Source organism: Maledivibacter halophilus, assembly GCF_900167445.1.
In the GTDB taxonomy this organism is placed as follows: Bacteria; Bacillota; Clostridia; order Peptostreptococcales; family Caminicellaceae; genus Maledivibacter; species Maledivibacter halophilus.
This window is the reverse complement of the sequence record NZ_FUZT01000001.1, coordinates 765363-780532: the sequence shown is the minus strand read 5'-3', so window position 1 is coordinate 780532 and position 15170 is coordinate 765363. Positions and strand designations below refer to the sequence as shown.

10 protein-coding genes are annotated in these 15170 nt (G+C 30.5%); all 10 read right to left on the bottom strand.

Annotation, left to right across the window (positions count from 1 at the left end; all coding sequences use genetic code 11):
- Nucleotides 1-7 precede the first annotated feature (7 nt).
- Nucleotides 8-853 (bottom strand): FAD binding domain-containing protein, encoded by an 846-nt coding sequence (locus B5X81_RS03500; protein WP_170917258.1) that lies wholly within the window; start codon nt 851-853, stop codon nt 8-10.
- Nucleotides 854-1463: 610 nt separating this feature from the next.
- Nucleotides 1464-2945, bottom strand: coding sequence for an amidase family protein (locus tag B5X81_RS03495; RefSeq protein ID WP_079489386.1), 1482 nt, complete (start codon nt 2943-2945; stop codon nt 1464-1466).
- A gap of 698 nt (nt 2946-3643) precedes the next feature.
- On the bottom strand, nt 3644-4771 hold the full coding sequence (locus tag B5X81_RS03490) for a M20 family metallopeptidase (RefSeq protein WP_208984971.1): 1128 nt from the start codon (nt 4769-4771) through the stop codon (nt 3644-3646).
- A 59-nt stretch (nt 4772-4830) separates the two neighbouring features.
- On the bottom strand, nt 4831-6204 hold the full coding sequence (gene dcuC / locus B5X81_RS03485) for a C4-dicarboxylate transporter DcuC (RefSeq protein WP_079489385.1): 1374 nt from the start codon (nt 6202-6204) through the stop codon (nt 4831-4833).
- Between the two features lie 59 nt (nt 6205-6263).
- A complete protein-coding gene (locus tag B5X81_RS03480) occupies nt 6264-7691 on the bottom strand; it encodes an amidohydrolase family protein (protein WP_079489383.1) in 1428 nt (475 codons plus the stop codon).
- A 79-nt stretch (nt 7692-7770) separates the two neighbouring features.
- Nucleotides 7771-9045: a M20/M25/M40 family metallo-hydrolase gene (locus B5X81_RS03475; RefSeq protein WP_079489382.1), complete on the bottom strand. Its 1275-nt coding sequence runs from the start codon at nt 9043-9045 to the stop codon at nt 7771-7773.
- 722 nt (nt 9046-9767) lie between these two features.
- Nucleotides 9768-11801, bottom strand: coding sequence for a sigma-54 interaction domain-containing protein (locus tag B5X81_RS03470; RefSeq protein ID WP_079489380.1), 2034 nt, complete (start codon nt 11799-11801; stop codon nt 9768-9770).
- Between the two features lie 127 nt (nt 11802-11928).
- Entirely contained in the window at nt 11929-13482 is a 1554-nt protein-coding gene (locus B5X81_RS28015) for a M56 family metallopeptidase (protein ID WP_079489379.1), read from the bottom strand.
- 16 nt (nt 13483-13498) lie between these two features.
- Nucleotides 13499-13873 (bottom strand): BlaI/MecI/CopY family transcriptional regulator, encoded by a 375-nt coding sequence (locus B5X81_RS03460; protein WP_079489377.1) that lies wholly within the window; start codon nt 13871-13873, stop codon nt 13499-13501.
- Nucleotides 13874-14091: 218 nt separating this feature from the next.
- Nucleotides 14092-15170, bottom strand: a 1079-nt coding sequence (locus B5X81_RS03455; protein ID WP_170917257.1) for a copper amine oxidase N-terminal domain-containing protein, incomplete at its 5' end; no start/stop codon positions are given.

The window sequence follows — 15170 nt, the reverse complement described above, 5'->3', positions numbered from 1 at the left end:
TCCCCCCTTATTTGTCTCCTTTAAGTTCTCTTAAACCTCTTCTAACCAATATATCTACCATCTCTAAGCGATATTCCTTAGATCCTCGAACATCATCAATAGGAGATACCTCTGTTGATGCAATTGCTCCTGCTTTATATATAACTTCATCACTTAGATCTTTGCCTTTTAAAAAATCTTCTGTTTTTCTAGCTCTAACTGGAGTAGGAGCAACTGACCCTAATGCTATTCTAATTTCTCCATCAACTTTAATGACTGAGGCACAAACTGTAGATAGGTCAACTTCCTTTCTACGAGATAATTTTTGATATGGAGCAAATACTTTTTCTTTGTATTCGGGAATCCTAATTGCAGTAACTATTTCTCCCGGTTTAAGACATGTTTTTCTTACTGACAATATAAAGTCATGTATCGACACTTCTCTTTCGCCGTTAGGTCCATAAATTAGAACTACAGCATCTAAAGCATATAAGCATGTTGCAGTATCAGCTAAGGGAGAAGCATTACATATATTTCCTATCATTGTAGCTCTATTTCTAATTTGACTTGATCCTACCATATGGGCAGAATCCGAAACAATTTTGAATTTTTCTCTAACAATTTCGTTCCAATCTAAATCATTCATGGTAACACAAGCACCAATAGTTAATCCTTTAACTTCATCATACTTTATCTCATACAATTCTTTTATTCCCTTTATATCAACAACTACATCGGGGCAAATTATCTCTTCATTTATTCTAACAATCAGATCAGTACCTCCATTAAGTATATGAGTATTTTCTTCATTTTGAATTAACATTTGGCTTGCTTCCTTTAAGCTATTTGGCTTAAAATAGTCAAATTTTTTCATTATATCCCCCCTAGGTTTAGTTATCAATCCATAAATTCTTTTGTCGATCATTGGCAGTTTATTGATTATAGTCCAATAAATAAATTTTATTACTTTTAAAAACTTATTTAGAAAATATAACCTCTTATTTTATACTATATATTTTCTATATACAAATAATTAGTCCTTTGTAAGAAACTTCTAAAATTATAGAATTTTTAAAATTTTATTTAGTTATAGAATCACAAAATTATTTTAAGTACAAATAATTGTGTATTAAATCCAGATATTGATTATTTATTAAGTGAGCAAATTGCATAATTACCTTCAGTGAAAACTATCTACTATATAGTTTTAGACTATGCAGAGGTATACCCCATATATTATGCAATTCTGCCAAATTAGAAAATTAGAATTAAACAATTTCCCAACGTGTATATTATTGAAGCTTCTCTGAAATTAATAAAGATTAGAATTATTGTAGTAAAAGATATTTTTAGATTAGATCATTAAGAAGTTTATAAAGATAAAAAACTTTAAGGTTTAATAAATTTTAAATAATAATATAAAAAACTTAAAATATTCTCAAAATGTTTATAATGTTTATAAAGAAAAGATTTACCTAAAATTATTACTTTCTTAAAGGAGGAGTACTTAGTGGCATTTTTCTAATTTTAGTTGTTTGTTCAAAAGAATAAGCAATCTCAATTAGCTTTCCTTCACTAAAGGGTCTTCCAAGAATCTCCATGCCAATTGGAATACCTATAGGTGCTGTATCACTTGCTTTAGAGAAACCAGCCTGAACACAAATAGAGGGAAATCCTAATACAGAACCGAGAACACCATTTCTCTCATTCTGACTTTCACCTATTAGACAAACAAGCTGCTTTTGATGTGGATATACAATTCCATCTAATTCATAATCAGCCATTAGTTTCATAACTATTTTTCTGATTTTCTCTCTTTCCACTAATCTTTTATTATACTCTGGGGTATTTATGTTTAAGTTCATTGCCTTTTTAAGATTATCTTTAATTCCCCGATGATATTTGCCAGAATCAAATATCTGCTTAACTGTACGAACTGGTACGTTTTCAGGTAATTTATCTAAATACGAATTTAGATGATCTTTCAAATCATGAAGATGAACACTTACATTCTTAACAAGATATTCCGAATCAATTATTTCATCTATTGATACAATAATAGCTCCCTTTTCTTCCATGGTCTTAATGCTATTTCTAACAGCTTTATTTGTATCCTCATGAATTTCTTCTTTTCCAAAGAAGCTTTCAAGTATCCCTATTCTCTTACCCTCGAGTCCATCTAACTTTAAATATTCAATGTATGCTTTTGGTTTTCTTCCAAAGCTCCAAGAAGTTTCCGAGTCATCATTATCATAACCAGCAATTACATCTAATAATCTAACTGCATCTTCAACAGTTCTTGTAATTGGGCCAGCTGTGTCCTGAGTATATGAATAAGGAACTATGCCATTACGACTTATAAGTCCCATAGTAGGTCTAATACCTACCAAATTATTAGCAGAAGCTGGTGAGCGAATAGAGTTGATAGTATCAGTGCCAATGCCCAGCATACCAAAGTTAGCAGCCACAGAAGCACCTGTACCGCCACTTGAGCCTCCAGGAGTCCTAGTTAAGTCATAGGGATTTAAAGTCTGACCTAAAATCGAACTAATAGTTTCTCCCCATATAGCAAATTCATGAAGATTAACTTTAGCAAGAATCAATGCTCCTGCCTCTCTAAGCCTACGAGTAATAAATGCATCCCTTTCAGGAACAACTCCTTCTAAGCTCAATGAACCGGCAGTAGTTGGCATATCAAAAGTATTTATATTATCCTTTAAAAGAACTGGAATTCCATGTAATGGCCCTGTAAAACCTTGTTTATTAAATTTTTCATCAAGCTTATCAGCTTCTTCTAATGCCTTAGGATTAACATAAATTACCGAATTGATAGATGGACCTTTTTTGTCATAAGCCTCTATTCTTTCCAGATACCCTTCAACAAGTTCTCTGCATTTTAATATTCCTTTTTTCATGGATTTATGCACCTGAGCTATAGTGGCTTCTTCTAATACAAATCCCCTCATCATCTAGCCTTCTTTCCCTTAAATATTTTCACAAAAAAATTTATTTAATATTATAATTTATAGCAATAAAAAATATAAGCACTAGATTCTTACAATACTCCTTATTATATATATTACATTACATTAAACTTAATATCTTTATAATTAAATAACAAATATATATTGTTTATTTAGTAATTATTAACAATTATATATATCACCATATAGTCTTTCAATAAAAAAAGATACTAAAAGTTATCGTATCTTCTTACGCTCAAAAGACCTATTGGTTAGAGTATGTATTTGGACAGATAAAAAACAATTGGGCTTTTAGAAGATTTATGCTTTGAGGATTAAAAGATGAATTTTGAATGGAGATTACTAAATAAGGCTCATAACTTAGCTAAGATATTAACTTCTTAGAAAAGCATGAGCCTTATATTTAAATTTTTTTAAAAATAATTATTTGAGCAAATTGCATAATTACCTTCCCAAAAGATTATCTACTACATATAGTTTTAAAATCTTCAAAACCATATCATCGAAATATATTTAATTCTAAATAATTAAATTAAGGATAATATTCGCATATGCAACCCAACCAAATTAGAGTTATGCAATTTCCTCATTTAAGAAAGGATTATATACGAAAACTATATTACTACTTTCTGGTCAATATTTTTGTTGATTTTTTCAAAATATCTAATCATTTCAGCTAATTAGATTAACTTCTCAATTATTTTTTTTAACAATTGAATCCTTGGTTCTATACTATTTTTTTCTAAATACTCTGACTCACTATGGGAATTTCCACCAATTGGACCTAATCCATCAATTGACGAAGTCCCTGCAGCTGAAGTAAAGTTTGCATCTGATCCTCCGCCAGTAGATGCCCATTTTATATCTATTCCTAGCTTTTCTCCAACCTCTTCAATTATTCCACATAACTTTATTGTCTCTTTGGATGGATTCATTGGTGGTCTATATCCAGTTCTATTCATTATAATATTTACTTTAGAAACAATTGGATTATTTTTAAGCTCATCCATTTTAACCTTTATTTTTTCTCCTTCTTCTTTAGATTTAAATCTAAAATCTATTTCAGCTAAGGCTTTATCTGCCACTACATTAGCCTTTGTTCCTCCAGATACAACTCCTACATTGACAGTAGTTCCTATTTCAATATTATTTAATTTATTAAGCTCAACAATCCAATGACCTAATTCAGTTATTGCACTAGCACCCTTTTCAGGTTCAACACCTGCATGGGCTGCTATTCCATGGAATTCAACCTCATATTTTGCCAAGCCTTTTCTTTCTAAAACCAAAGCCCCATTTTTTCTAGCAGGTTCTAATACAAAAGCATATTTACTTTTTTTAGCTAGAGATTCAATCCACTCACTGGAAAATTTAGAGCTTATCTCTTCATCACTATTTAAAGCAATACAAAAAGAAGGATTTTTATATTTATCTATATCAAGGAAATTTATTACATAGTATAATGATAAAAGCCCCGATTTCATATCTATTACACCTGGTCCATAAGCTCTACTATTTTGAACAGAAAATGGTCTTTTATCCACTGTTCCAGCTGGAAAAACAGTATCCATATGTCCTATAAATAAAATATCATATTCATCTACTTCACAATTTTTAATTTCAAGACATGGTCCTACCGAATCATCAAATTTATGTTCTTTAATTAACCAATCAATTTCTAAATATTTTTTTTTGAAAAAGTCTGCAACTTTTTTTACGCCTTCAGGATAGTTACTCCCACTATCTATATTAACTAAGACTTCTAGTTCCTCTAAGTATCGATTTAAGTCAAATTTCAAATCCGTCATTTTGAATCCTCCCTTTGGCATATTTTAAAAATATCTCAATCATTGAAAAATATTTATCTTTAAAACAAAATAAAGTTAACAATAACAGTAACTATAAGTGCTCCAGCCATAGGTATAGCTGTACGCTTTATTACATCTACTGGAGAAACATTAGATATACCTGAAACTGCAACTATTACCGCTGTAATTGGAGAAACACTTCTGGCAATTCCCGACGCAAACTGCATTGGCAACAGCATTGATATAGCAGAAATACCCATTTTTGATGCAACATCTGGAACCAATGCTGCAAAGGCAAAGAAAGGAGCATTTCCAGATCCCATAACAACTGCAGATACAGCTATAATGGCTGTCATTACAATAACCATTAGTACAGCTCCAAACCCTGCTTCTTGAGCTAAATTAATTATTTTATCTATTGCACCTATTGATTTTAACCCATGGGCAAAGGTTTCCCCTGCAACGATCAATGTAACTACTGTTGCAAATTGAGCACCCATACCATCAAAAAATATCTCTATACTTGCAAAAACACTTTTAGCATCCTTTAGCCTTATAAATTCAAATATTAAACTAATAAATATACAAATCAACATAGCTGTTATAACATTCATTTTAATACTGGATATTATTAATTTACTAAATGTCAAAATAAGTATCAATGGTAGTATAGGTAAAAGAGCATAAATTAACGGTACATTATTTTCTTCTATTTCCTTTGTAGCTGCAATTTCAGCACTAGATAATTTTGATGGATCGTATCCATCCCTCTTATCAAACCATCTTTGTACTAAAAAATGTAAAACAGCTATTGTTATTATAACAGCAATTGAAACTGGAAGTTGATGCTTAGCAAAATATATTGATACATCTATTCCACCTGTTTTAGCGGCTAGATTGGAATTTCCAGAAGCAGGACCTAAGTCTAAACATGCTGATGTACCAATCATTGCTGTTGCAGCCAATGGACTTACTCCAATGCTTACCAAAATTGGATACATAGTAATCATAAGTAAAACGCCAAGTCCTGATGCACTGGGAATAAAAACATTTAAAATTTGGCCTATTATGTACCCCAATGATAATACCAAATATGGAGAGTTAAGCTTTCTAAAAGGTTTAGTAGTTAGCTTAACTAATGCTTTACTTGCTCCAATATGATCCATATATTTAGCAAATCCAGCAACTGCCATAATAATTAAGCCGAGATTAGCAGCTCTATTGCTAAATGTGTTTTTAATAAATTCAAAGATATCAAATAACACAAAGCCAGTAGAAGTATCTTTAGGTAAAATAGTTCCTGAACCTAAAATTATAGTTAAAAGCATTAAAATAATTCCACCCAGAATCAAAACTGGTTGAGGTTTATATTTTTTTAAAATTAATCTTGCAACAAATACTGTAATAATAGTAGCTAATAAAAGACCTATCATTTTTAATAACCTCCTTAGATTTTAGTTGAATAAATAGTTAAAGTAATATACTACTAATTTTAGTTTATATATATCTCCTTCCTTCCTTTATACAAAATACTTTGATTTAAATTGATATCTTTAAATGGAATCTTTAACTTTTTAATATATCTTGAGCCCCTTTCTGTAGTTAATAAAGTACCGGGATTATTAATTAGGTATCCATCTATCATACAAACTTTCCCATTAACTATTGTCATATAGGCCTTACCATTATTGGGGTTGACCACAGTAATGTCTGCATCAGCCCCGATGCTAAGATGGCCTTTATTTATTAACCCAAACATTTGGGCCGGCATATAGCTTGATTTCCATATTAGCTCCTTCATTGACAAGGCACCTATCTTAACTAATGGTATTCCATAGGTTAAAATATAGTTTCTCGGTATTGCTCCTCCATCTGTACTTATTGCATCCACTATAAATCGTCCATTATCATCCTTTGCAGTAGCACAGGCCAAAATTGATGTGCTTGGATTAACAGAAAAACAAACATTTGCATTATAACCTTTTTTCAGCCATATATCATAGGCATCTTGCCCCCAAATTAGCTTCATTTCTTCACCTATTCTTATATATACAGCTGCCGCCTTTTCAAGAATAGCTTTTCCTAATCCATCTATATTGACTTCATATCCGAACATCTTTAAACAATTTCTCGTAACATGACTTTTAGGTAAGCCCTTATCATCAATTTCTCCACTAGTTCCATTAATTGAAGCTAAATAGGATTCTGACACGATATTGGGTGATTTTTTTAGAAGTTCTAAGGCCATTTTAACCTCTTCTAAAGGGTTTTTAACTGCTCCCCTGCAATAAGAATTTATATGAGCAAGATGTAGAGGCAATCCGTTGGCAAGCTTAATAGCTTCTTCCATTCCCTTAATATTACTTCCATTCTTTGTTGTTCCAGCATGATAGGCAATATAACCCTTCTCCTTATTGGTAACCTCTATTATCTTCTGTGCAGTTTCAGGCTCTAAAGGATAATGTCCCCCAATTATCTTAATTCCCAATGCTCCAGAAGCTAAGTCCTTATTTACAGTATCCTTTATTTCTTCTTTACTTGCCTTAATATCCTTTATTCCGTTACCGGGAAAAATACTATTTAGAACCCCTACATTTAAACCATATCCATATGGAATTATTTCATCAATAACCCTATCTACTGGCCCTTTAAAATCAATAGCAGTCGTTACTCCTGCCCTTATAAGCATTCTATATCCTGCTGCTTTTGAATTTTCTCTTACAATATGTACATGGGAATCAACTATACCAGGAACTACTAAATATTCACTTACATCCATTACTTGATCAGCTTGACTAGTGTCGATTTCAGAGCTAACTTTTTCTATAACACCATGGCTTATGGCTATATCACATGTATTCTCTAAATTGTTTGCGGGGTCTACAACCATTCCATTTTTTAAAATCAAATCATATTTCACCTGCTGTTCCCTCCTCTCAATAAAATATTTTTAGTTAATTTTTATATCCCATAATCCAATATTATTTTTTTATAGTGTATTATTTTTTATAAGGTAATAAGGGCTCACAGACATTTACAATTCCTACTAGTGATAATATTGTTAAAAAGGTTTTCTGAGGACCTAAATATGCATCCCTTGGATCAAACCATTCCTTTAAAGTATGTATTGATCCAGAAATTCCTCCTCTACCAACAGCAATAGCAGGGATTCCTAAGCTCATAGGTATATTAGCATCGGTACTTCCTGGTCCATTTAATTTTGCCCCTAGTCCCATACTATTAATGGCTCCAATGGCTGCTTGAACTATAATATTGTCAACGGATTGTGCAGCAGCAGGCCTGTCTCCAATCAATTCAATATCTATTGTTATCTTTTCTTTGTGATTCCAACGTCTATTTTCTTCTTCAGCTGCATTTTTAATACATTCTAAAATTGTTGATTCTAACTTCTTTAATTCCCTTTTATCACCTGATCTAATATCTATATACATACTAGCTCTATCAGCAATTGAATTGATGGCTGTGCCGCCTTCAACCTTCCCAACTGTAAAGGTCGTTTTAGGAGTAGCTGGCGGAATAATATCTGCTATCTTGCTAATAGCCCTTCCTTGAGCATGAATTGCACTAGGTAGTCCAAAACTCCCAAAGCTATGTCCCCCTGGGCCCTTATATGTAATCTTATATCTATAGCTACCAGTTCCTAGGTATGTAATTGATGCTACACCACTCCCATCAATACTTATAAACCCATCAATATCTGTATTTTTTTTAAATATATGCTTTATTCCTCGCAGGTCCCCAATTCCTTCTTCTCCAACATTCCCACAAAACACTATATCTCCAAGGGGCTGTATTTGAGTTTTATTGAATGCTCTTATTATTGACAGTATTTCAGCTAATCCACGGGTGTCATCACCAATTCCAGGAGCACATAAAAGCCCATCCCTATCTTTAACAAGGGTATCTGTTCCCTTATCAAAAACAGTATCTAAATGGGCTGATACTAACAGCTTAGGTCCATTAGCTTTCCCCTTTAGCAAGCCATATACATTTCCTATTTCATCCATTTTAACATTTTCTAATCCCGACTTTTTTAACCTATCCATATAATCTATAGCACGTTTTTCTTCTTGAAATGGTGGTGCAGGAATTGAACAAATACTCTTTTGTTCCTCAATAGTACTTTCATGGTCATCTGCTAAAAATTTTAATCCTAGATTCACCTCATTATTGCCAAGAATTTTCTCAAAGCACATTTTTACTTTAGGTAATAATGCTGGATCATAAGGGATTCTCTTTTCATTAACTGACATTTTAAACCTCCTTATATTATTAAATAATTTTAGTCGATTGCCAAATACTACAATCAGCTTTTTTCCTATATTTGGGCCGATAGGCCTTTTTATTTACCTCCACTATGTGGATATTAGTAAATATGGGATTAAAATAAAATACCATCATAGGGAGAGTTTTACCATATTTTCTTTATCAAAATTTGAACAACTAAATTTATTTGATAGGTTTAATTCTTTAAATGTACTTTCTTATGAAAAATCAGTGGTTTTTCTAAATTTAATTAGAGATAACTTTAATATTGATTCTTTTGTATTTGTTTCTTTTCGTAATCATTATTACTCTAATTTAGGTAGGAATAAGAGACTATAATCTTTCTTCAATCTATTTTACAATCCACTAACACTAATAAAATATTTTTACATAGTTCTTTGTCGATTATTGTTATAATTTTAGATAATTAATAATTATTAGTTGATTTATGCAATATTAATGCCAATATAGAGATTTTGATAGTTCCTTTCCAAAGAAACTATATGTTATATACCGTCTTAAAATATTTAAAGGCATACCATATATACTATAGAGTTTTACAAAGTCATAAACATCTCATTTTTTCAATTAACTAACACATACTAAGTTATAAATTTTTTTAAAATATAAATTCAAAAACAACAACGGGAGAAATATAGGATACAACTTTTATTTTAAACCTATATTTCTCCCGTTACATGGATTTCAATTAGATATTATAAAGTGCTTTTTTCCCTTTATCTGTTAATATAGAACCTTGTCTTTTTGTTTTTATAGTAATAAAGCCCTTTTTGGTCAAATAATTCATTAATTTTCTTATTTCATGCTCAGTAGTTTCTATCTCATTTAAATAAGCTTGATTGTATATAAATCTTCTACCTCCACTCCTCTTTTTTAATAATTTGAGAATAAAAACTGTCAACTCTTTTTCCTTAGGAAGAAGCTCGGGAAAAATCTCTTCTTCGATAAAATCATATTCATCTTGTTTACTATAATCCATGTCCTTAGGTAAATCCTTTGCTGTTAGAACATCCGCCCCCATATATGCCATATATTCTATACAGTTTTTCAACTCTCTAACATTACCTTCCCATGAATAATTTTCAAAAAACTTCATTAATATGTTATCTATTTTTTTATTATTCATATTAATATTTTGCAATATATTTTTTGCTAAATAAGGAATATCACCCTTTCTCTCTCTTAAAGGTGGTATATATAAATTTAAAACATTCAATCTATAATAGAGATCTTTCCTAAATTTTCCTACATGCATAAGATCTTTTAAATTTTGATTCGTTGCAGCTATTACTCTTACATCTATAGGAACTATACTGTTGCTGCCTATACTCATAACTTCTTTTTCTTGTAAAACCCTAAGCAATTTAACTTGCACCTTTATAGGCATATCTCCAATTTCATCAAGAAATATGGTACCACTATGAGCTAACTGAAACAAACCTTTTTTCCCACCCTTTTTTGCACCAGTAAAAGCTCCTTCGTCATAACCAAACAATTCACTTTCAAGTAATTCCGATGGTAAGGAAGCACAGTTTATTGCCACAAAAGGATTATTTTTTCTTTTTGAAGCATTATGAATAGACTGGGCAAATAATTCTTTACCGGTCCCACTTTCTCCAGTAATTAGTGTAGTAGCATCTATACAAGCTATTTTCTTAGCCTTTTTAATAGTATCTATCATCTTTTCGCTTTTCCCTATGATATTTTCAAACTTATATTTAGCAATATATCCTTGTTTCACTAGTTGTTTTCTTAATTTTCTTTCCAAGTTTTCAAATTCGGTTATATCCTTTATTATAATTACATATCCGTACATATTGTCATAAACATTTATAATTCTCTTTGTTACAACAAAGCTCTTATTTGATTTTAATGACTTTATTAATTTATTGTCTATACTCTTCTTTTCCATAATTCCCATTAAAACCTTTGAAGGAAATACTTCATTTAGATCTACTAAATTATATATATAACTTTCATTGAAATTTAATATTCTGCCAATAGCCTTATTATAATGAATGATTTTATAATCCATATCAGTAACAATTACTCCATCATCAATAACATTTAAAAGAGTATCCATTTCATTTTTTATAATACTTGTATTATTAATAGTAAAGTCTAGTCCATCACTTTGCGGAATAATATTTTTAGAATATTTTATAATTTTTTCTTCTAAATCCTTACTCATGATCCCCAGTTTTGTAGTAATATCCATTAAAGTTGATACATCAATAACTCTCCAGCCTATATCAATTATATTATCTACAAATTTAGGCACGTATTTTCGCTGGGCTGGAGTAATAGCAATCTTTGTATCAGGCATAATTTCAATCCCTGGATATACTGGAATCAGATGAAGATGCTTTATTCCTATACCATATAGTGATGATATACATGAAATTGACGAACTGCTAGTGTTACTAGATAGCATAGCTTTCATACCAAAGGGTAAATCATATAATTGTCTGACACTATCTTTAGTAAATGTCCTATTCATATATACTATTTCTATGTCATGGGACAAATATTCTTTAGCAAGATTAGGTAATATAGCAGATATAATAAGTGCCAAATCTCCTTTTATTACATCATTTATACCTTCACTTATACTGTATCCTTCTATATCTAAATAATCATCAAAAAAATAGTAGAGATCTTTTAAATACTTTTCTTTAGTTGATTTATACATTGTTATCAATACTAATTTCTTTTTTTTCATAAAATTTACATCTCCTATTATTATATATATTTAATATAACATCAACAAATTAGAAAATAAATACTTTCAAGTCTAATAATAAGTAAAAATAGGGCATTCCATATAAAATATATGGAATGCCCTATTTTTACTTATTATCATATTTACTATCTATATATCCTTTGAATGGATCTACTGGCTCATCATCTTTTCTAATTTCAAAATGCAAATGTGCTTGTGTAGCTAAGCCAGAACTTCCTACCTTTGCAATTTCATCACCGGCCTTAACTTTTTGACCCTTTTTTACCAATAATTCACTGCAATGAGCATAAAGAGTAGCAACACCATCTCCATGGTCAATAATTATCGCCTTACCATACCCTCCTTCAACATCTGAATGTATTACTACACCATCAACCGCTGCAACAATTGATAATCCTTCTTTGCCTGCTATATCTGTACCAGTATGTAATTTTTTCGTTTTTAGTACAGGATGTACTCTCCATCCAAAGGGAGATACAATCTTAGTTGAATCAGGTAATGGCCAAATCATTTTCTTTATAGTTTCTTCCTCTGTTATATTATCTTGTGTATTATTAATTTCTTCTATTTCTATTTGATTATTCTCTTGGGGAGTATTATTAACTTCAGTTGTTTTCTCCTTGGCATTTGTTAAAAACATTCCTCCCATAAGTATCAAAATAGCTATTGATACTAAGGATAATTTATAAGCATTCTTTTTAAATAAAGCAATCATTCTTATTCTCCTTTTCAATTGTGATTTTGAACTTAATAAACCAGCTGTCATAAAGTGATTTAAGGGTTTTGCGTTATTTTCTAACAAACGAATTATTGTTTTTCCATACTTCTTGCTGTCGTTATAATCAATATAAGAAAGAGCTAAAGCGTCACAGGATATTTCACAGTCCTGACGCATTTGATAAAATCCATACAATATTATAGGATTAAACCAATATATTATTTTCAAAAAAGTCATTATCCAAAAAACCATAATATCTTTTCTTTTCAGATGAGATAGTTCGTGAAAAATAATATATTGTAATTCATTTTTATTAACTTGACTTTCTATATTGACAGGAAGCAGCAATTTAGGATGAATAAAACCATATAAGGCAGGAGCCTTCACATAACTTGTCTGTATTATAGGTATATTAATCCCAATCCCCATTTTTTCCTTACAATCTTCTAATATCCCATTAATATAATCATTTACACTAAAGCTATTTCCCTTAATATTTAATGCAAATTTTACATTTACTATTATTGTAAATATCGATAGTGAAATTACCACTATAAACCAAATTAACACAAGCTTAAAGTGGATACTACTTTCCATAAATAAGCTTATATACCTAGTAAGTGGTTCTTCAAAAGCTGTTGATGAATTATTATGTAATAAATTTGGGTCTGTAATTTCTGTGTTAAACCAGCCAATAATTTGATTAGGGCTATATTTTTCTGTTATAATATTTTTGTGGATGAATAAATTGAACACACTAATTGAGCTTTGGGGTGCAAATGGCATAACTAATCTTATTAAAAGTAAAAACCATATGGAATAATGCCATCTAGCCCCCAACCTATTTTTCAAAAGCAACTTGATTAGTAAAATACTGATTATTAATAAACTTCCCTTTATAGATGTATCAATTAACCAGTAAAACACTTCTGAATAATTCATAAATAGCTACCTCGCTTTAATCCTTCTTCTTATCGAGAATACACTTTAATTCTTCAATATCCTTTTCTGATAGTTCCTGTATTTCTAAAAAATTTGCAATCATTGGCTTTAGTGCCCCGCCATAAACCTTTTTCAAAAATGATTTACTTTCTGCTTTTACACATTCATCCTTTGTTACCAATGGATAATAATAGTAGGTTCTATTTTTTTTCTTAAATCCAACTGCATCTTTTTTTACTAATCTACTAATCAAAGTCTTTACAGTTGTAGGCTTCCAATTTGTATTTTTAGGTAAACTTTTAATGATTTCACTAGATGTATATAGGGAATTTGACCAAAGTATCTTCATAACTATCCATTCAGAATCGGATATCTGTGGCATATCTTTCATCAATCTCACCTCCTTTCAACTACAACTGTAGTCTAATGTTAGTTTACACTTGTAGTCACTATTTGTCAATACATTTTTTGATAAAATTATTCAATTTTAAGCATTATTTATTTACAATTTTTTTAAATTATCTTCTCCTGCTGGCAAATTAAATATATACAAAAATCCCAAAAAGCAAAGGTATAATACCTTTGCTTTAAACTGTATATAAATTATTTCTATATTGTTTGTCCTTCTGTATTAACTTCTTGATCAGCGCTTTCTTCTCCAATACTTTCTTCCTCAATACTTTCTTCCTCAGTACTTTCTTCCTCAGTACTTTCTTCTTCAGTACTTTCTTCTTCAGTACTTTCTTCTTCAGTACTTTCTTCTTCAATGCTTTCTTCTTCAGTGCTTTCTTCTTCAGTACTTTCTTCTTCAGTATTTTCTTCTTCAATACTTTCTTCTTCAGTGCTTTCTTCTTCAGCACTTTCTTCTCCAATACTTTCTTCCTCAGTACTTTCTTCTTCAGTGCTTTCTTCTTCAGTACTTTCTTCTTCAGTGCTTTCTTCTTCATTTATGTCATCTTCAATTTCTATTGTTTCAGAATCAGAGTCCCAATCCACATTTAAACCAAATGTTTCTACAATAAATCTTAAGGGTACATACGTTCTGTTGCTTATAACTCCTGGCTTAATATCCAGTTCTATTTCTTCTCCATTTACTATTGCTTTATTTGTATCTAAAGGAAGAACTATCTCTACTTCTCCTTTGGTAATTACAGTTTCTCCAGTTTCTGGATTCCAATCAACCTTTGCTCCAAATCCTTTTGTAATTGCTCTAACCGGTACTAAAGTCCTTCCGTTCTTTACTACTGGTGGTGTATCAAACTTTATATCCCCTGAATCTGAAAGTATACTATCTACTGATAAGACTTTCACTTCTGGATCTTCTTCTATTATTTTTTTCTCTAGTTCCTTTAACTCTTCAATTTCTTCTTTAGTATATTTATTTTTAATTATTTGTTTTTTCTCTAAAATAACACTTTGCATATCATCTTTTATAATTCTAAAATCTTCTTTAGCAGAATCTAACTCTTCTTTTAATTGATCTGCAAGCTCCTGATCTCCACTTTCTCTAGCTGCTTCATATTTTTCTTCCAACTCATCTTTTAGCTTTTCTACTTCATCTTTTTGAGATTCTAATTCCTTTTTCTTAGCTTTTAATTCGTTTTTTATTTTCTTCCATTCCTTTTCATTTTTTACTTCTGCTAAATTATCATTTTCTTCATCTTCTACTTCTTTATCTTCATCTTCTA

Bases quoted from the DNA above. Each gene is read 5' to 3' on its own strand.
- B5X81_RS03500 (WP_170917258.1), bottom strand. From the start codon at position 853: ATGAAAAAATTTGACTATTTTAAGCCAAATAGCTTAAAGGAAGCAAGC.
- B5X81_RS03495 (WP_079489386.1), bottom strand. From the start codon at position 2,945: ATGAGGGGATTTGTATTAGAAGAAGCCACTATAGCTCAGGTGCATAAA.
- B5X81_RS03490 (WP_208984971.1), bottom strand. From the start codon at position 4,771: ATGACGGATTTGAAATTTGACTTAAATCGATACTTAGAGGAACTAGAA.
- dcuC (WP_079489385.1), bottom strand. From the start codon at position 6,204: ATGATAGGTCTTTTATTAGCTACTATTATTACAGTATTTGTTGCAAGA.
- B5X81_RS03475 (WP_079489382.1), bottom strand. From the start codon at position 9,045: ATGTCAGTTAATGAAAAGAGAATCCCTTATGATCCAGCATTATTACCT.
- B5X81_RS03470 (WP_079489380.1), bottom strand. From the start codon at position 11,801: ATGAAAAAAAAGAAATTAGTATTGATAACAATGTATAAATCAACTAAA.
- B5X81_RS28015 (WP_079489379.1), bottom strand. From the start codon at position 13,482: ATGAATTATTCAGAAGTGTTTTACTGGTTAATTGATACATCTATAAAG.
- B5X81_RS03460 (WP_079489377.1), bottom strand. From the start codon at position 13,873: ATGAAAGATATGCCACAGATATCCGATTCTGAATGGATAGTTATGAAG.